Raw genomic sequence first — 17,639 nt, 5'->3', positions numbered from 1 at the left:
TATGACGGACGGTTTTCCCGCCCGGCCGTGGCCGTCGGGCAGAATATAGAGCGGGCCCAGCCGAATCCGGTGCGGGACCCGTCCGAGCCACGCCACGCACCCAGCCGACAATTGGAGCCACTGTGAGCGACACCAGCATCACGATCCCCGCGAACCTCCTTCCCAAGGACGGGCGGTTTGGCGCCGGGCCGTCGAAGGTCCGGCCGGAGCAGATGGAGGCCCTGTCCGCGGCGTCGGCAAAGCTGCTCGGCACCTCGCACCGCCAGGCGCCGGTGAAGAACCTGGTGGGGTCGGTCCGGACCGGCCTGAGTGACTTCTTCCGCGCCCCCGACGGCTACGAGGTCATCCTTGGCGTCGGCGGTTCCACGGCGTTCTGGGACATTGCCAGCTTCGGCCTGGTGGAGAACAAGGCCCAGCACCTTTCCTTCGGCGAATTCGGCTCAAAGTTCGCCGCGGCGACCAACAAGGCACCGTTCCTCGCCGAATCCTCGATCATCAAGTCCGAGCCCGGCACCCGCCCCGAGGCGCAGGCCGAGGCCGGCGTCGACGCCTACGCCTGGCCGCAGAATGAGACCTCCACCGGAGTCGCCGCGCCGGTGAAGCGCGTGCCCGGTGCCGACGCAGGTTCCCTCGTCCTGGTGGACGCCACCTCCGCGGCTGGCGGCCTGGACGTGGACGTCGCCGAGTCCGACGTCTACTACTTTGCGCCGCAGAAAAACTTCGCCTCCGACGGCGGCCTGTGGCTGGGGCTGTTCTCCCCGGCGGCGCTGGAGCGCGCCGCCCGGATTAAAGCCGGCGGCCGCTGGATTCCGGACTTCCTGGACCTGCAGACGGCGATCGACAATTCGCGGCTGAACCAGACCTACAACACTCCGGCGCTGGCCACCCTGGTGACCTTGGACGCGCAGGTGCAGTGGCTCAACGCCAACGGCGGCCTCGACTTCGCCGCCGCGCGGACCGCAGACTCGGCAGGCCGCATCTACCGCTGGGCCGAGGCTTCCTCTTACGCGACCCCCTTCGTGGCCAGGGCCGAGGACCGGTCCAATGTAATTGCCACGATCGACTTCGACGACTCGATCGATGCCGCAGCCATCGCCAAGGTCCTGCGCGCCAACGGCGTGGTGGACACCGAGCCGTACCGCAAGCTGGGCCGGAACCAGCTGCGCATCGCCACCTTCGTGGCGATCGAACCCGACGACGTCTCCGCGCTGCTCGAGTGCATCGACTTCGTCGTCGGCGAGCTCAAGAAGTAGCGCCGGCGCCGTCCCGGCCGGGGCGGGTCAGCGGCCGACGGCGTCGTCCGGGTTTTCCTCCCGGGCGGCGCCGTCCGGGTTTTCCGGCCGGTTTTCCTTCGGGTTATCCGCCCGTAAAGAATTGCCGGGGACGACGCGGAAGTAGCGCAAGCCCCGCGCCCGGCGGTTGAAAGCGATCCGCAACTGCTGCGCCCGGACGATCCAGACCATGCCGATCAGGGCAGCGATCACCCCGGCGGCCGCAGCAACACCCATCGACCAGCGCGCGCCGGCCACGTTCGCCACCCAGCCGACCAGCGGCGCGCCGATGGGGGTGCCGCCCATGAAGATCGCCATGTACAGGGCCATCACCCGGCCGCGCATCACCGGGTCCGTAGTGGTCTGGACGTAGCCGTTGGCACTCGTCATCATGGTGATCGCGAAGAGCCCTACCGGCACCAGCGCGACGCCGAACCAGAAGTAGTTCGGTGCCAGCGCGGCGAGGCCCGAGGTCAGGCCGAAGGCACCGGCCGCGCCGAAGATCACGCGCATCCGCGGCCGGCCCCGCCCGGCGGAGAGCAGCGCGCCGGCGACGGAACCGATCGCCATGATCGAGTTCATCAGGCCGAAGGCGCCGGCATCCAGGCCGAACTCGGTGCCGACCATGGCGGCGATGAAGAGAACGAAGTTCAATCCCAGGGTGCCCACGATGAACACGGCCACCAGCACCACAACGATGTCGGGGCGGTACCGCACGTAGCGCAGGCCCTCGCGGATCCTGCCCTTTCCGGCCGGGGCCCGCGGCAGCTGCCGGAGCGAGGCGGCGGGGATTTTGGCCAGGCTCAGCAGCAGCGCCAGGAAGGTGACGGTGTTGACCAGGAAGACCCAGCCGGGACCGATGGCGACGGTGAGCATCCCGGCGACGGCGGGGCCGATCATCCGGGCCACGTTGAAGGAGGCGCTGTTGAGGGCGACGGCGTTGGGCAGGTAGTCGTCGCGGACCAGTTCGGAGACGAAGGTCTGGCGCACGGGCGCATCGAGGGCGGACACGACGCCCAGCAGCAGGGCGAAGATGTAGACGTGCCAGAGCTGCGCGGCGCCGGACAGCACCAGCAGGCCCAGTGCCGCGCTGAGCAGCGCCATCGCGGACTGCGTCAGGACCAGCAACTGTTTGCGGTTGAAGCGGTCGGCCACCAGCCCGGCCACGGGGGCGAGGAATAGCTGCGGGCCCAGCTGCAGGGCCATCGTGACACCCATGGCGCCGGCGTCCTGCGCGGTCAGGTGGTCAAAGACCAGCCAGTCCTGGGCGGTGCGCTGCATCCAGGTCCCGATATTGGAGACGAGGGCCCCGATGAACCAGATCCGGTAGTTCAGGATGTGCAGCGATTTGAAGGTGGACCTCATGTCCCGACCCTCCGCCGCATTCCCCCGAACAGTTCCAAACCGCTAGTTGGCCTCGGCGGCGGACTCGGCCTGCCCGGACTCGCTGGCGGCGTCAACCACAGCGGGCTCTTCCGGGGCGTCGCTGCCGGCGTCGTCGGCGGACTCTTCCGGGGCGTCGTCGTCGGCGTCGGCGGCGTCGGCGGACTCTTCCGGGGCGTCGTCGTCGGCGGCGTGCCCTTCCGGCGCGGCAACAGCCGCAGGGGCGTCGGCGGCCTCATCCTGCTGCGCGTCCTCCGGACGCACCCGCTCGGCCCACGGCACCCACTCCGGGGCCAGGATGGACTCGTCGGAGGGCAGCAGGCCCAGCTCATCCACCGTCACGGTCTTGGAGCGCGAATTGCGCGTCAGCACCGCGTACCACTGCCAGCCGCCGTAACCGGGCAGCTTGGACTCAAAAAGGTGCGTGACCAGGCGGTCGCCCTCGCTCTTGGCGGCCAGGTGCCGGCCGATCTGTTCCGCCGGGGCGATGCCCTCCACCGCGGCACGGGCGACGTCGACCGAGGCTGCCAGGAAGGCGTCCGGCTTGCCGACGCGCCAGACGGGCACGCCATAGCGCGGCTTGGATCCTGCTTTGGCGCCGGCGGCCTTGGCGGCCGCACCGGCCGCCGCGGCGGCGTTCTGTTCAGGTTCCGGAGTCATCGCAGAGCCTTACGCGTCCAGCTCGTCGGCGACCTTACGAAGCGCGACGGCGATGGCCTTGGCCTTGTTGCCCTCCGGGTACTTCCCCGCGGACAGTGTTCCGGAGAGGTTGTCCAGCACGCTGACGAGGTCCTGCACCAGCGGTGCGAGGTCCTTCGCGCTGGGACGCTTGGCCTTCGCGATCGACGGGGTCTTGTCCAGCACCCGCAGGCCCAGGGCCTGGGCTCCCTTGCGGCCGTCGGCCACACCGAACTCCACCCGGGTTCCGGCCTTGAGTTCCGTTACGCCCTCGGGCAGCGCCGACTTGGGCAGGAAGACCTCCTGGCCGTCTTCGCCTGCGAGGAATCCGAAGCCTTTTTCCTTGTCATACCACTTGACCTTGCCGGTGGGCACGTAATCAACCTTCTTCGTTCTGGGGGACGCGGCCGGCGGTCACCGCATCCGCATGGTTATGCGGGTTCAGGGTATGACTGCCCGGACCGTGTTGGTCTGTTCCTCCAAGGTTATCCTGCCTTGGCCACTTTGACGGCTTGAGGCGCGGGCGAAGCCGGGCTGTTAGCGTTGCCTCCATGACTGCACAGCGCTTCCGGCGGCCCCTCATGATTCTTGCGGCCGCCGTGGCCGCGCTCTCGCTGGCTGCCGTCGGAGCCGTCATGGTTCTGGCCTTCAACAACGTGGTGGCCCCGGCGTGGATTACATCCACCGCGCTTTACGGGCTGCCGCTGGCGTTCCTGCTGATGCTCGCCCTGGTGGTCGACGCCGTCGCAGCCCGGCGCCGGGCGCCCGGGCACGGCGAAAGGTAACGTTGGACTGATGTCCCTTATCCGCGCGCTCAGCAAGGAACTGCAGGCACGCAGCGACGACTCGTTGCGGGCCCTGTTCGCCGCGCGGCCGGACCTGATGTCCCCCGCGGTGCCGGACTTCTCCGCCCTGGCCGCACGGGCCAGCGGCCGGGTCAGCGTGCAACGGGCGCTGGAACGGCTGAACCGCCCCGAAATGCAGGTCCTCGAGACCCTGCACCTGTGCACCAACACGGACACCGGGCACAGCGCGTCCGCCGCCACGCTCAAGCGGCTGATCAACGGCTCCACGGCCACCGCGCTGGAACGGCTGCTGCACTCGCTGCAGGAGCTGGCCCTGGTGCACCGGGCCGAGCCGCCGCACGGCGTGACCCCGGCCGCGGGCCGGCAGCGCTACTACCTTCCGGTCGGCAGCCTCAAGGACGTCATAGGCATCTACCCTGCCGGGCTGGGCAGAAGCTACACCGAGCTCGTCCGGCTGCAGCCCGCCTTCGCGCAGCGCGTGGTGCAACTGGTCGGCGAACTGCACCACAGCGGCGCCGACATCGCTCCCGCCACCACCCCGATGGAGGCGGCGCTGTCGCTGCAGCACTGGACCGCGTCGCCGGACGCCCTGCAGGCGCTCCTTGCCACCGCGCCGGAACGCACGACGGCGCTGCTCGCCCGCTTCGGCAACTGGGCGATGGGTGCCGTGCCCCAGGCGCAGCGCCGCGCGTCGGTGCTGAACGAGGGCTCCGACGTCGGGCCGGTCGACTGGCTGCTGGCCCGCGGGCTGCTGGTGCCGCTGGACGCCGCCCATGTGGAACTGCCGCACAGCGTCGGCGTGGCGCTCCGCGGCGGCTTTGTGATCGAGCACTTCGCCCTTAGCCCGCCGGCGCCACGGCTGGGGCTGACCACCGCGGCGCTGCGCCGCAACGCCGCTCTCGGCGCCATCGCCGAAACGCTGCGGCTGGCCGGTGAACTGCTCTACGCGGTGCGTGAGCAGCCCCTTGTCACGCTGCGCAGCGGCGGTGTGGGCGTGCGGGAGATGAAGCGCCTCGCCGACGCGCTGCGGATCGGGCTGCACGAGGCGGGCGTGCTGGCCGAGCTGTGCGCCCTCGCCGGGCTGCTGCGCCTGGACGTGGACAGTTCCGCCTGGGTGCAGGCGCCGCAGCTGGAATGGCTGACGCTGCCCCGCCAGGAGCAGTGGCTCTGGCTGGTCAACGCCTGGCTTGCCAGCGAGCGGGTCCCGTCCCTGGTCGGCCAGCCGGTCAGCGGCGTCGCCACCGCGCAGGCCCACCGCGGCCCGGCCGGCAGCACCATCAACGCCCTCTCCGCGGAGGCGCAGCGGCCGGACGCCCCGGTGGTCCGGAAGCGGATCCTGGAAATCCTCAACGAACTCACCGTGGAGGCCGCCGCGGCGGACGGCGAAGCTCCGGTACTGGACGCCGCCGCCGTGCTGGAACGGGCCGACTGGTCGCAGCCGCGAATGGCGCGCCGGTTCAGTTCGCTGATCCAGGGGGTCCTCGCCGAGGCCGAAATGCTGGGCCTGGTCGGCTCCGGCGCCCTGAGCCAGATCGGCGCGGCGATCGCCGTCGAACAGCCCGACCAAGCGCTGGCCATCCTCGGCGAGCACCTGCCCGCGGCACTGAACCACGTGTTGCTCCAGGCGGACCTGACCGCCGTCGCCCCCGGCTACCTGGACCCGGAACTGAGCGAGAAGCTCCTGACCATGGCCGACGCCGAGGGCCAGGGCCCGGCCACCATCTACCGCTTCTCGGTGGCCTCGGTCCGGCGCGCCCTCGACGCCGGGCAGGACGCCGGCGCGCTGCTGGACTTCCTCCGCGAGCACTCGGCCACCGCCGTCCCGCAGCCGCTCCAGTACCTCATTGAAGACACCGCCGCCCGCCACGCCCGGCTCCGGGTGGGTCCCGCCGCGAGCTTCATCCACAGCGAGGACGAAACCGCGCTGCTGGAGCTGCTCAGCACCCCGGCAGCCTCCGGCCTGGGCCTGGTCCGGATCGCGCCGACCGTGCTGGTCTCGCATGCAGCGCCCCGGGAAGCGGCCCAGCTGCTGCGCAGCCTGGGCCTGTCCCCCGCGGTGGAGGAGGCCGACTCCGCCACGGTCCGGCTGCGCCGCAGTACCGCGGCACCGGGCAGCGCCCGACCGGTCTACACCGCCCCGCGCACCGCCCCCGCGGACGCCGACGTCGACGCCCAGCTCGCGGTGCTGCGCGACAGTGGGTCTGCTCCCGGCGCCGCTGCGCCGGGAGCCCGCGGCGCCGCCGGGGCGTCCGGCGCGTCCGGCGGCGAGGCCGCGACGCAGCTGGGCCTGGAGACGCTGCAGAAGGCCATCCGGCTCAAGCAGCGGGTGGTGATGAACGTCGTCGACAGCCTGGGGAATGCCACCCGCGAAACCGTTGTTCCGGTAGCAGTGAGTGGCGGGCGTGTGCGCGTGTTCGATCCGGCCAAGGAAACCGAACGGGTCCTCTCCATCCACCGGATCATTGATGTTGAAGCCACAGAGGAACTGCTCCAGTGAATGACGGACCGCTGATCGTCCAGAGTGACAAGACCATCCTGCTGGAAGTGGACCACGACCAGGCCACCGAGGCGCGCCACGCGATCGCGGCGTTCGCCGAGCTGGAACGCGCCCCGGAACATGTCCACAGCTACCGCCTCACGCCGCTGGGACTGTGGAACGCGCGGGCGGCCGGGCTCGACGCCGAGAAGGTGCTCGACACGCTGCTCAAGTACTCCCGATTCCCGGTGCCGCATTCGCTGCTGATCGACATTGAAGAGACCATGTCCCGGTACGGCCGGCTGCGCCTCGAGAAGGACCCGCAGCACGGCCTGGTGATGCGCACCTCCGACTACCCGGTCCTCGAGGAAGTCAGCCGCGCCAAGAAGATCGCTCCCCTGCTGGGGCCGCGGATCGACGCCGAGACCGTGGTGGTGCACTCCTCCCAGCGCGGCCAGCTCAAGCAGCTGCTGCTCAAAATCGGCTGGCCTGCGGAGGACCTCGCCGGCTACGTGGACGGCACGCCGCACCCCATCATGCTCAACGAAACCGGCTGGAAACTCCGGCCCTACCAGCAGCTGGCGACGGAGAACTTCTGGGCCGGCGGCAGCGGCGTCGTCGTGCTCCCCTGCGGTGCCGGCAAAACGCTGGTCGGTGCGGCCGCCATGGCCACCAGTTCCACCACCACGCTGATCCTGGTCACCAACACGGTGTCCGCCCGGCAGTGGAAGGACGAGCTGCTCAAGCGGACTTCACTGACCGAGGAGGAGATCGGCGAGTACTCCGGCTCCATCAAGGAAGTCCGGCCCGTTACGATCGCCACCTACCAGGTGCTCACCACCAAGCGGGGTGGGCTGTATCCGCACCTGGAGCTGGTGGACGGCAACGACTGGGGCCTGATCATCTACGACGAGGTGCACCTGCTGCCGGCGCCGATCTTCCGGATGACCGCGGACCTGCAGGCCCGCCGCCGGCTGGGCCTGACCGCCACCCTGGTCCGGGAGGACGGCCGCGAGGGCGAGGTCTTCAGCCTGATCGGGCCCAAGCGCTACGACGCCCCGTGGAAGGACATTGAGGCGCAGGGCTACATCGCGCCCGCGGACTGCGTGGAGGTCCGGGTGGATCTGCCCCGCGACGAACGGGTGGCCTATGCCATGGCCGAGGATGCGGACAAGTACCGGCTCTGCGCCACCTCGGAGACCAAGACCGGGATCGTTGAGCGGCTTGTGGCCGAGCACGCCGGCGAGCAGCTGCTCGTGATCGGGCAGTACATCGACCAGCTGGACGAGATCGGCGAGCGCCTGCAGGCGCCGGTGATCAAGGGCGACACCTCGGTGAAGGAGCGCCAACGGCTCTTCGACGCGTTCCGTGCCGGCGAGGTGCAGACCCTGGTGGTGTCCAAGGTCGCCAATTTCTCCATCGACCTGCCGGAGGCCTCGGTGGCGATCCAGGTATCGGGTTCCTTCGGCTCCCGCCAGGAGGAAGCGCAGCGGCTGGGACGGCTGCTCCGGCCCAAGCAGGACGGCCGCGCCGCACGCTTTTACTCCCTGGTGGCCCGGGACACCCTGGACCAGGACTTCGCGGCGAAGCGCCAGCGGTTCCTGGCCGAACAGGGTTACGCGTACCGGATCATGGACGCGAAGGACGTCGGCGCCGGCCACTAGCGGACGCCCACTCAACACACATCCGGCGTTCAGAAAACTCACAGAGTCTGGGAGCATCATGGGAACCATGAAAAAGAACGGTCCCGAAGCCAAGCTGCTCGTCGTCGATGACGAACCCAACATCCGCGAGCTGCTCTCCACCTCGCTGCGCTTCGCCGGGTTCGAAGTTGTCTCCGCCGGCACCGGCCGCGATGCCCTCGCCGCCGCGGAGCTCCACTCCCCGGACCTCGCCGTCCTGGACGTCATGCTGCCGGACATGGACGGGTTCACCGTCACCCGCCGGCTGCGCGCCGCAGGCAAGCACTTCCCCGTGCTCTTCCTGACCGCCAAGGACGACACCGAGGACAAGGTCACCGGCCTCACTGTCGGCGGCGACGACTACGTCACCAAACCGTTCAGCCTGGACGAGGTGGTGGCGCGCATCCGCGCCGTGTTGCGCCGCACCCAGCCGCTCCAGGACGACGACGCCGTGATCCGCGTCGACGATTTGGAGCTCGACGACGACGCCCACGAGGTGCGCCGCGGCGGCACCGTGATCGAGCTGTCCCCCACCGAGTTCAAGCTGCTGCGCTACCTCATGCTCAACCCCAACCGGGTGCTCTCCAAGGCCCAGATCCTCGACCACGTCTGGGAGTACGACTTCAACGGGGACGCCTCGATCGTGGAGTCCTACATCTCCTACCTCCGGCGCAAGGTGGACATCGACCCCGCGGCACCGGCCCTGATCCAGACCAAACGGGGCGTCGGCTACGTGCTGCGGACGGCTGAGAAGCGCTGACCTTGCTGCACCGTTGGAGGACGGCGTCGCTGCGGTCCCAGCTGGTCGCCATCATGATGGCCCTGATGCTCGTGGCCCTCACCGCTACCGGCGCCGGCACCCTCGCCCTGCTGCACAGCTACCTGCAGGGCCAGGTCGATGACAAGCTCAAGACCGCCGTCGAGACGGCCCGCCAGCAGCAGTCCTTCAGCCAGCTGCAGGACCAGAATCCGAATGTCCCCACCGACTATTCGCTGATGCTCTTCAGCCCGGGCCAGCCGTCCTACGTTTTCGGCGGCAGCAAGGGCTCGCGTCCGGCCATCACCAGCATCACACCGCAGGAAGCCCGTGACCGCGGCGAGGTGCCGTTCCAGGTCCGCGGCACCGAGGGCCGCAACTGGCGGGTGGTGGCCGTTACCGTGCTGGACGGCAACCAGCACGCCGCCGTCGTCGTGATCGGGCTGCCGCTCTACCCGGTGGATTCGGTGATGGAGCACGCCGTCCTCGTCGTCGTCGGCGTCGGGCTGCTGACCCTGGTGCTGGCCTTTTTCATCGCCACCTGGACCGTCACCCGGTCCTTCCGCCCGCTGGGGCGGGTGGAGAAGACCGCGGCGGCGATTGCCGCCGGGGACCTGTCCCGCCGGGTGGAGGTTGAGAATCCCGACACCGAGGTCGGCCGGTTGAGCCGGTCACTCAACGCCATGCTCGCGCACATTGAGTCGGCTTTTGCCGCCCGGATGGCGTCGGAGGCCAGGATGCGCCGCTTCGCCGCCGACGCGTCCCACGAGCTGCGCACCCCGCTGGTCACCATCCGCGGTTTCTCGGAGCTCTACCGGCACGGCGCCCTGGCCACACCGGAGGACGTGGCCACCGCGATGGGACGGATCGAGAGCGAGGCCAAGCGGATGGGCGCCATGGTGGAGGACCTGCTGCTGCTGGCCCGGATCGACGAACAGCGCCCGCTGCAGCAGAAGCCCGTGGACCTGCTGCTGCTGGCCCACGACGCCGTGGTGGACACCCAGGCCAGTGACCGCAGCCGGGTGATCTCGCTCCGCGGCCTCGACAGCGGCGCCGGAGCTCCCGCCCCGGTGATGGGCGACGAGGCGAAGCTGCGCCAGGTGGTCGGCAACCTCGTCGGCAACGCCCTGCGCTATACCCCCGAGGGCACCCCGATCGAACTCGCCGTGGGGGTGCGGCCCGACGCCGACGGCACGCGCCGCTCGGTGATCGAGGTCCGCGACCACGGCCCCGGCGTCCCGGAGGACGAGGCAGCCCGGATTTTCGAACGCTTCTACCGGGCGGACACCTCCCGGACCCGTGAAACCGGCGGCAGCGGCCTGGGCCTGGCGATCGTGGCCGCCATCGTCGGGTCACACTCGGGCACCGTCCGCGTGGAGCCGACCGAGGGCGGCGGCGCCACCCTGGTGGTCAGCCTCCCGTTCCTGGCGGACGCGGAGCCTCCGGAGGCGGAGCTGGCCGGGTCCGTGGCCGAGGCCGACGCCGACGCCTCTGCTGGGACCGGCGTGCATTCCGGCCCCGGCGCCGAGGTGGAGTCCGCAGCCGGCTCTGACGTGGGGACCGGAGCCGAACCAGGCGGACCGGCGCGCGGCTAGCGTTTTCCACATAGGGGTTCTGCGTGCTGGGACCGGTGACGGCAGCTGCCTAGGCTCACAGTGTCCGGAAAGTCCGGGGACCCCCAGCCGTCGAAAGGCCACCGAAGTGAGCATTATCTCCGTCGATACCGAACTGCTCCAGCTCAAGTCCGCCAACGTCCAGGCCACGGTCGAGAGAATCAGCGCCGACGTGCAGGCGATGCGGCACGGGCTGGACGAGTTGCAGGCGAGCTGGCGCGGCTCGGCCGCCACGAACTTCCAGGCCCTGCTCGCCGAATGGGTGCTGACCCAGGGCAAGGTCGAGGCGTCCCTGGCCTCGATCAACGCCGCACTCAACTCGGCAGCGGCCAGCTACGCCCAGGCCGAGCTGAACAACACCCAGCGGTTCAGCTAGCCGGCGGCTTCCCGTGTGGCCGGCCGCGGCGTTGTGCTGGTTTTAGGCCTCCGGGGTGCCCTGGTGGAAGCGCAGGCGCCACTGGGCACCGTCCAGGACCCACAGGGAACTCCGCAGCACCGTCCCGGCGCGGGTGTGGCTGCGGTAGGTCAGGAGCACCGCCGTGTCGCCGAGCCGGTCCGCCGCCAGAAGCTCGAGTTCGGCCGTGCTGTCGGGATTTTCCTCCAGTTCCATCATCAGCTCGTCGCGGGTCCAGTGCCGCCCTGAGCTGCCGATCTCGGTGAAGTCGGGGTGCAGCAGCACGCCCAGGCGTCCCAGGTCCGCACGGGTCTCGGGGAGCAGCAGTTCGCGCTCCAGCGACTCGACGATGGACTCCGGGCTTTGTTCCGGGCCGGCCGAGGCTGCCCGGGATTCCTCTTCCAGTTCGCTGAAGAGGTCGGGTTCGGCGAACAGGCCGGATTCACCGAACAGGGTCGGTTCAGCGAACACCTCCCGGGTTCCGGCCCGGGCTGCCAGCGGCTGCCGGGACTCCGTCCGGGGCGCGGGGCTGGCCTGCCCGGCCGTCTGCTGCGCGGCGGGGGCGGCAGCGTCGCCAGCGCGGGCGGGAGCGTTGCCCGCGGGGGCGGGAGCAGCTGCGGGAGTGTCGCCGGCGCGGACGAAGCCGGGACCCTGCCGGGCCGCGACGCCCTGCTGGTAGGCGGTGGCGGCGGCGCGGGCGCGATCATCGGCCGCCTCGTTGAGGTCGTGGCCGGCGTGCCCGCGGACCCATTCGAAGGTGTATTTGCGTCCGGTGAGCGCCTGGTCGATTTCCTTGAGCAGCTCCACGTTGAGCACGGGCTTGCCGTCGGACTTCCGCCAGCCCTTACGCTTCCAGCCCGGCATCCACTTGGTCACCGAGTTGATCACGTACTGGCTGTCGCACAGGATGTGCAGGTCCTCGTCGGGGAGGTGCGCGGTGGCGCGGAAGAGGTCCAGGACCGCCATCAGCTCGCCCTGGTTGTTGGTGCCGTGCGGCCACCCGCCGGCACGCCAGCAGTCATCGTTCACGTACCAGGCCCATCCGGCCGGGCCGGGATTTCCTAAAGCCGAACCATCGGCCGCTGCTGTAATCGTCACTGCACCATCCTGCCAGACCTACGCCACCCAACGCTCCCGCACTACCGGCACCAAATCCCCCAACCCTCCCGCACCACCGGCACCAAATCCCCCAACCCTCCCGCACCACCGGCACCAAATCCCCCAACGCTCCCGCACCACCGGCACCAAATCCCCCAACGCTCCCGCACCACCGGCGCCAAATCCCCCAACGCTCCCGCACCACCGGCGCCAAATCCCCCAACGCTCCCGCACCACCGGCGCCAAATCCCCCAACGCTCCCGCACCACCGGCGCCAAATCCCCCAACGCTCCCGCACCACCGGCGCCAAATCCCCCAACGCTCCCGCACCACCGGCGCCAAATCCCCCAACGCTCCCGCACCACCGGCGCCAAATCCCCCAACGCTCCCGCACCACCGGCGCCGGGAGAGGGAGCGTCCGGCCAACCACCGCACCACCTGAGGGAGCGTCCGGCCAACCACCGCACCACTTGAGGGAGCGTCCGGCCAACCACCGCACCACTTGAGGGAGCGTCCGGCCAACCACCGCACCACTTGAGGGAGCGTCCGGCCAACCACCGCACCACCTGAGGCAGCGTCCCGCCAACGACCGCACCACCTGAGGGAGCGTCCCGCCAACGACCGCACCACCTGAGGGAGCGTCCCGGGCGGAGGGGTTAACGCCGACGGCGGCCCCACCAAAGGTGGGACCGCCGTCGTCGAACGTACTGCGCTGACGGGAAACCGTCAGGCCGGGCGTTCAGGGCTGGAAAGCCGGGTGGTTAGAAACCGCCCATGCCGCCCATGCCGCCCATGTCGTCGCCGCCGCCCATGGCCGGAGCGTTCTTCTCCGGCTTGTCGGCCACAACGGCCTCGGTGGTGAGGAACAGGCCGGCGATGGAAGCCGCGTTCTGCAGGGCAGAGCGGGTGACCTTGACCGGGTCGTTGATGCCGGCAGCCAGCAGGTCAACGTACTCGCCGGTGGCAGCGTTCAGGCCGTGGCCTGCGGGCAGGCCGCGGACCTTGTCCACGACAACGCCGGGCTCGAGGCCGGCGTTGAAAGCGATCTGCTTCAGCGGGGCGTCGATGGCTACGCGGACGATGTTCGCACCGGTTGCCTCGTCACCTTCGAGCTGCAGGTTGGCGAACGCCTTGGCGCCGGCCTGGATCAGGGCAACGCCACCGCCGGCGACGATGCCCTCTTCGACAGCAGCCTTGGCGTTGCGGACGGCGTCCTCAATGCGGTGCTTGCGTTCCTTGAGCTCAACCTCGGTTGCGGCACCGGCCTTGATGACTGCAACGCCGCCGGCCAGCTTGGCCAGGCGTTCCTGCAGCTTCTCGCGGTCGTAGTCGGAATCGGAGTTCTCGATCTCGGCACGGATCTGGGAGACACGGCCGGCGATCTGGTCGGCGTCGCCGGCACCTTCGACGATGGTGGTCTCGTCCTTGGTGACAACAACCTTGCGGGCCTTGCCGAGCAGTTCGAGGCCGGCGGTCTCGAGCTTGAGGCCGACTTCCTCGGAGATGACCTGGCCGCCGGTGAGGATGGCGATGTCGGCCAGCTGCGCCTTGCGGCGGTCGCCGAAGCCCGGCGCCTTGACGGCGACGGACTTGAAGGTGCCGCGGATCTTGTTGACGATCAGGGTGGCCAGGGCCTCGCCCTCGATGTCCTCGGCAATGATCAGCAGCGGCTTGTTGGACTGCATGACCTTTTCGAGGACAGCAACCAGTTCCTTGACGTTGGAGATCTTGGAGTTGACGATCAGGATGTACGGGTCCTCAAGGACCGTTTCCTGGCGCTCGGCGTCGGTGACGAAGTAAGCCGAGATGTAGCCCTTGTCGAAGCGCATGCCCTCGGTGAGCTCCAGCTCGAGGCCGAAGGTGTTCGACTCCTCGACGGTGATGACGCCTTCCTTGCCGACCTTGTCCAGGGCTTCGGCAATCAGGGCGCCAATTTCGTTGTCGCCGGCGGAGATGGACGCGGTGGCGGCGATCTCTTCCTTGGTCTCGATTTCCTTGGCGGAAGCCAGGAGCTCGCGGGTGACGGCGTCAACAGCCTTTTCGATGCCGCGCTTCAGGGAGAGCGGGTCGGCACCGGCCGCGACGTTGCGCAGGCCTTCCTTGACGAGGGCCTGGGCCAGCACGGTGGCCGTGGTGGTACCGTCGCCGGCGACGTCGTCGGTCTTCTTGGCAACTTCCTTGACCAGCTCGGCGCCGATCTTCTCGTACGGGTCGTCCAGTTCGATCTCCTTGGCGATGGAAACACCATCGTTGGTGATCGTGGGGGCGCCCCACTTCTTTTCGAGGACGACGTTGCGTCCACGCGGGCCGAGGGTGACCTTGACGGCGTCGGCGAGGATGTTCAGGCCCCGCTCAAGACCGCGGCGTGCCTCTTCATCAAATGCAATGATCTTGGCCATAACGGCAGTAGTCCTTTCGGGACAGTCGTTAAGAATGAACCTGGGCTTTGGTGCCCGCGACGGACGATTCCTGCCCGGCAGCCTCTGTACGCCGCCGGGCCGGGGATCTCACCCCAGCCAGGTATTTCTCTCGCTCCCGGACCGCCTGCTCCCACGGCCGCAGCCGGCCTAAACCGGGCGTCGTGTTAGCAGTCAATACGCGGGAGTGCTAACTCAATAATTAGCACTCCCCCGGGGAGAGTGCAAGCAGTGGCGGCGGACGGTGGCCCCACTGCCCGGGCCGCTTCGCTACCAGCGATCAAGAGCCGGTGCTGCGGGCGGTTTCGCTGCCGGTCATCTTGGCGGTGTTGTCCGCGCCGTAGCTATAGACCATGTAGGCGGCCGCGGTGACGTCGCCGTTGCTGTCGAAGTTGATGGGGCCGGAGGCACCGTCGTAGTCGGCGCGTTTGCCGGCCCGGAGGGCGGCCACACAGTCCCGGTAAGACTTGCACGCCGCAGCTTCCCCGGAAGGGGCGCCGGCGCCGCTGTTCTCCCCCGTGCCGCCGGATACGGTGAGCAGCTTCGAGGCGATGGAGGTGCCGGCGTCGTCCTCTGCCGCGGCGGCAGCGACGGCGGCGAGGTTGACGGCGTCATAGGTCTCGGCGGCGAAGGCCATGTCCTTGAGGTCCGGATCGACGGCCACGAGTTCGGCCTGGAAGTGCGCGGAGGGGAAAGTCCCGGGCAAGACCCCGCGGGCGCCGTCCAGGGCCTTGGAGCCGAGGCCGGCCCCGTACTGGTTGACCGCACCGTCGCTGAGGATGAGCTTGTTCCCGGCCAGGCCCGCGTTGTTGAGTTCGGCAATGGCGCCCTGGGCGCCGTCGCGGGCCACCAGCACGACGGCGTCCGGGGCCGCTGCCTTGGCGGCTGCTGCCGCCTGTTGCGCCTGGCCGGCTTTGAACTCGGCGTCGACGGCGGTGCCCAGGCCCGCGGCCTTCGCGGCCGCCGCGACGGCGACGGAGACGTCCTTGCCGTAGTCGCCTTCCTCGTGCACGACGGCGATGGTCTTGGCGCCGCCGTCCTTGGCGAGCTTGACGAGGATCGACGCCTGCGCCACGTCGGCGGCGGCGGTGCGGAAGTAGTAGCCGCCGCTCTTGTAGGTGCTCAGCCCGGGTGCGGTGTTCGCCGGGGAGATGATCGCGACCTTGGCCCGCGCAAGCACGTCGATGGCGCCAGCGGCCCGGCTGGAGTCGGTGGGTCCGATGACGACGTCGGCCTTGGCCGCCACCAGGTCCTTGGCCTGTGCGGCGGTATCCGTGCCAACCGCTGACGGCAGCAGTTCCACTGGTTTGCCTTTGTGGCCTCCCGCGGCGTTGATTTCCTTGACGGCCAACTTTGCCGCGGCCAGCTGCGGCGCGTTGAGGAAGTCCTGCGTTCCGGTGTTGTCCAGGATCAGGCCGATCCGCAGCGTGCCGTCGCCGCTTGCCTCGGCCGGGTCCAGCCGGGCGTTGCCCGTCGGACCGGCGCAGGCTGCCAACGCAAGGGTGGCGGCCATGCCGGTAGCTGCGGCGCGGCGGAATCGCCGGGCGTTCCGCCGGCGCTCGATGTTCCCGGGGTCAGCTTCCGCAGCGAAGGAAGCCACTAGGCGGGCCGGACGCTTTCGGCCTGCGGGCCCTTTTCGCCCTCGCCGACTTCCAGCTCCACCCGCTGGCCCTCGGCCAGGGCGCGGTAGCCTTCACCGGCAATCGCAGACCAGTGCACAAAGACGTCCGCCCCGGAGCTGTCGACGGTGATGAAGCCGTAGCCCTTCTCGGCGTTAAACCACTTGACGGTCCCCAGTGCCATGTTCTCCACACTTTCAGCTAGCTTGCTAACGGCCCACCCCGATGTGCGCCGCGGTATGCGAAACGAAGTCCGCAGTCACTGTACCCACAGGCCTCCGCCCGGGTGCCGGCACGGGCACGCATCCGCCCGGAATAGTTATTCAGGCGTAACCGAAGCCGGCGGGCCGACGGGCCTTACTGGAACCCGGGGCCCAGGACCACGACCAGCGGCATCTGGAATTCGGCCGAATCCACCAGGGTGCCGATTCCGAGGAGCGAGCCCAACTCCTCGGCGTTGGCCTTCTGGGCCGGGCCGTTGTAGAAGACCACGGAGGTCTGCTGGGGTGCGCCGCCCCAGTTGCCGAGCGGGCCGGCGGCCCAGCCGGCGGCGGTGACCGTGGCGCCGACCCGGCCGGCCAGGCCCGCCGTCCCGGTTGCGTTGTAGACGGCCACCGGTTGTGTCTTGTCCACGGTGCCGCCCGTCGTGGCCGAGGGGGTGGCAGAGGGGGTCGCCGAGGGGGTCGGTTTGGAGGCTGCCGGCGCAAGGCTGCCGGTCGGCGTGCTGCTGGCGGACGGCGTGCTGCCCGCCGCGGCGGTGGTGGGTGCCTGTGAGGCCTCCGAGTTGCTGACGGCCTGGTCCGCAGTTACGGCGGAACTGGCACCGAAGCCCAGTTTGGGCAGCAGGAGGAACGCGACGAGGCCGATCGCCAAGGCTGCGGCCCCGACGGCCAGGATGGCACCCAAGCGGCGGGCGGCGGGGGCGGAGACTGCCCGGTGGACACCCTGGCGCGTGGAGGTCTCCGGGACCCGATCAAATTCATCCCGAGCGTATTTGGTCATGGTAAAACGACGTCCTTGCTGATTTCTGGCTGGTGGTCCGGCGCCGGAATCCACGCGGATTACCGCGTCTCCGGCCGGACTTTACGCGCGTTTACGCGTCCGAGCCCAAACGGCGTGCCGTCCGGGCACGTTGGCGTGACGTACGTAGTCTACGCAATCTCTTGACCAGCATGGGATCGTGGGCCAGCGCCGCCTCGGTATCGATCAGGGCGTTAAGGATCTGGTAATAGTGCGTCGCGGAGAGGTCAAAAAGCTCCCGGATGGCCTGTTCCTTGGCGCCGGCGTACTTCCACCACTGCCGTTCCAGGGCGAGCATCTGCTGCTCCCGGCTGCTCAGCGGCGAGTCGTCGGTGGCCGGAGCCTCGCCGGCGTCTTCCGCGGGCAGGTACTCGGGTGCTGCTTCTGCCACTGCACACTCCCTGGCTCGGTCGGTTGGGTCTCCC

General features: G+C 69.5%; 16 protein-coding genes. 7 read left to right on the top strand and 9 right to left on the bottom strand.

The genetic code is table 11. The features are described 5' to 3' along the window. Positions 1–122 precede the first annotated feature (122 nt). Positions 123–1,253, top strand: coding sequence for a phosphoserine transaminase (gene serC / locus AC1MED_RS04160; RefSeq protein ID WP_479778853.1), 1,131 nt, complete (start codon positions 123–125; stop codon positions 1,251–1,253). Positions 1,254–1,280: 27 nt separating this feature from the next. On the opposite strand, the gene AC1MED_RS04155 is transcribed toward serC, so the two are convergent. From AC1MED_RS04155 to AC1MED_RS04145, 3 genes are read right to left on the bottom strand one after another with little or no spacing between them, the layout of a single operon-like run. After that, the gene (locus AC1MED_RS04155) at positions 1,281–2,636 is read right to left on the bottom strand and encodes an MFS transporter (protein ID WP_479785582.1); all 1,356 of its coding nucleotides are present in this window, start codon (positions 2,634–2,636) and stop codon (positions 1,281–1,283) included. Positions 2,637–2,678: 42 nt separating this feature from the next. Further along, positions 2,679–3,314, bottom strand: a complete 636-nt coding sequence (locus AC1MED_RS04150) for a DUF3027 domain-containing protein (protein ID WP_479785580.1) — start codon at positions 3,312–3,314, stop codon at positions 2,679–2,681. A gap of 9 nt (positions 3,315–3,323) precedes the next feature. Continuing rightward, complete coding sequence (locus AC1MED_RS04145; protein ID WP_175322024.1) at positions 3,324–3,707, bottom strand: cold shock domain-containing protein; 384 nt, start codon at positions 3,705–3,707, stop codon at positions 3,324–3,326. Between the two features lie 176 nt (positions 3,708–3,883). Here AC1MED_RS04145 and AC1MED_RS04140 point away from each other — a divergent pair, with 176 nt between their 5' ends. The 6 genes from AC1MED_RS04140 to AC1MED_RS04115 all read left to right on the top strand — a co-directional run bounded on the left by AC1MED_RS04140 (position 3,884) and on the right by AC1MED_RS04115 (position 11,042). Then, on the top strand, positions 3,884–4,117 hold the full coding sequence (locus tag AC1MED_RS04140) for a hypothetical protein (RefSeq protein WP_479785578.1): 234 nt from the start codon (positions 3,884–3,886) through the stop codon (positions 4,115–4,117). Positions 4,118–4,127: 10 nt separating this feature from the next. Further along, on the top strand, positions 4,128–6,635 hold the full coding sequence (locus tag AC1MED_RS04135; protein WP_479785576.1) for a helicase-associated domain-containing protein: 2,508 nt from the start codon (positions 4,128–4,130) through the stop codon (positions 6,633–6,635). Beyond that, a complete protein-coding gene (locus AC1MED_RS04130; RefSeq protein ID WP_479785574.1) occupies positions 6,632–8,278 on the top strand; it encodes a DNA repair helicase XPB in 1,647 nt (548 codons plus the stop codon). The genes AC1MED_RS04135 and AC1MED_RS04130 overlap by 4 nt, the downstream gene beginning before the upstream one ends. Before the next feature lie 67 nt (positions 8,279–8,345). Continuing rightward, the gene (locus tag AC1MED_RS04125; protein ID WP_175322020.1) at positions 8,346–9,056 is read left to right on the top strand and encodes a response regulator transcription factor; all 711 of its coding nucleotides are present in this window, start codon (positions 8,346–8,348) and stop codon (positions 9,054–9,056) included. Positions 9,057–9,058: 2 nt separating this feature from the next. Continuing rightward, the gene (locus tag AC1MED_RS04120) at positions 9,059–10,648 is read left to right on the top strand and encodes a sensor histidine kinase (protein WP_479785572.1); all 1,590 of its coding nucleotides are present in this window, start codon (positions 9,059–9,061) and stop codon (positions 10,646–10,648) included. A 106-nt stretch (positions 10,649–10,754) separates the two neighbouring features. Next, positions 10,755–11,042 carry a WXG100 family type VII secretion target gene (locus AC1MED_RS04115; RefSeq protein WP_479785570.1) on the top strand — a complete coding sequence of 96 codons (288 nt, stop codon included), beginning with the start codon at positions 10,755–10,757 and terminating at the stop codon, positions 11,040–11,042. Positions 11,043–11,084: 42 nt separating this feature from the next. On the opposite strand, the gene AC1MED_RS04110 is transcribed toward AC1MED_RS04115, so the two are convergent. From AC1MED_RS04110 to AC1MED_RS04085, 6 genes are all read right to left on the bottom strand, one after another. Continuing rightward, positions 11,085–12,158: an RNase H family protein gene (locus AC1MED_RS04110; protein ID WP_479785568.1), complete on the bottom strand. Its 1,074-nt coding sequence runs from the start codon at positions 12,156–12,158 to the stop codon at positions 11,085–11,087. Positions 12,159–12,919: 761 nt separating this feature from the next. Further along, positions 12,920–14,557 (bottom strand): chaperonin GroEL, encoded by a 1,638-nt coding sequence (gene groL / locus AC1MED_RS04105; RefSeq protein ID WP_346960625.1) that lies wholly within the window; start codon positions 14,555–14,557, stop codon positions 12,920–12,922. Between the two features lie 298 nt (positions 14,558–14,855). Then, positions 14,856–16,088 carry an ABC transporter substrate-binding protein gene (locus AC1MED_RS04100; protein WP_479785566.1) on the bottom strand — a complete coding sequence of 411 codons (1,233 nt, stop codon included), beginning with the start codon at positions 16,086–16,088 and terminating at the stop codon, positions 14,856–14,858. Positions 16,089–16,174: 86 nt separating this feature from the next. Further along, positions 16,175–16,378, bottom strand: a complete 204-nt coding sequence (locus tag AC1MED_RS04095; protein WP_175322015.1) for a cold-shock protein — start codon at positions 16,376–16,378, stop codon at positions 16,175–16,177. A 173-nt stretch (positions 16,379–16,551) separates the two neighbouring features. After that, positions 16,552–17,196 (bottom strand): LytR C-terminal domain-containing protein, encoded by a 645-nt coding sequence (locus AC1MED_RS04090; RefSeq protein ID WP_479785564.1) that lies wholly within the window; start codon positions 17,194–17,196, stop codon positions 16,552–16,554. A 91-nt stretch (positions 17,197–17,287) separates the two neighbouring features. Then, positions 17,288–17,605, bottom strand: coding sequence for a DUF3263 domain-containing protein (locus AC1MED_RS04085; RefSeq protein WP_479785562.1), 318 nt, complete (start codon positions 17,603–17,605; stop codon positions 17,288–17,290). Between the last annotated feature and the right edge of the window lie 34 nt (positions 17,606–17,639).

The organism is Arthrobacter sp. BI5, from assembly GCF_056680065.1.
This window is presented reverse-complemented; position numbering and strand designations above follow the sequence as displayed.

What these genes read in the sequence shown, in the direction of transcription:
- AC1MED_RS04100 (WP_479785566.1), bottom strand. Translation starts at nt 16,088, where the DNA reads ATGGCCGCCACCCTTGCGTTGGCAGCCTGCGCCGGTCCGACGGGCAAC.
- AC1MED_RS04140 (WP_479785578.1), top strand. Translation starts at nt 3,884, where the DNA reads ATGACTGCACAGCGCTTCCGGCGGCCCCTCATGATTCTTGCGGCCGCC.
- AC1MED_RS04090 (WP_479785564.1), bottom strand. Translation starts at nt 17,196, where the DNA reads ATGACCAAATACGCTCGGGATGAATTTGATCGGGTCCCGGAGACCTCC.
- AC1MED_RS04150 (WP_479785580.1), bottom strand. Translation starts at nt 3,314, where the DNA reads ATGACTCCGGAACCTGAACAGAACGCCGCCGCGGCGGCCGGTGCGGCC.
- AC1MED_RS04125 (WP_175322020.1), top strand. Translation starts at nt 8,346, where the DNA reads ATGAAAAAGAACGGTCCCGAAGCCAAGCTGCTCGTCGTCGATGACGAA.
- groL (WP_346960625.1), bottom strand. Translation starts at nt 14,557, where the DNA reads ATGGCCAAGATCATTGCATTTGATGAAGAGGCACGCCGCGGTCTTGAG.
- AC1MED_RS04095 (WP_175322015.1), bottom strand. Translation starts at nt 16,378, where the DNA reads ATGGCACTGGGGACCGTCAAGTGGTTTAACGCCGAGAAGGGCTACGGC.
- AC1MED_RS04135 (WP_479785576.1), top strand. Translation starts at nt 4,128, where the DNA reads ATGTCCCTTATCCGCGCGCTCAGCAAGGAACTGCAGGCACGCAGCGAC.
- AC1MED_RS04155 (WP_479785582.1), bottom strand. Translation starts at nt 2,636, where the DNA reads ATGAGGTCCACCTTCAAATCGCTGCACATCCTGAACTACCGGATCTGG.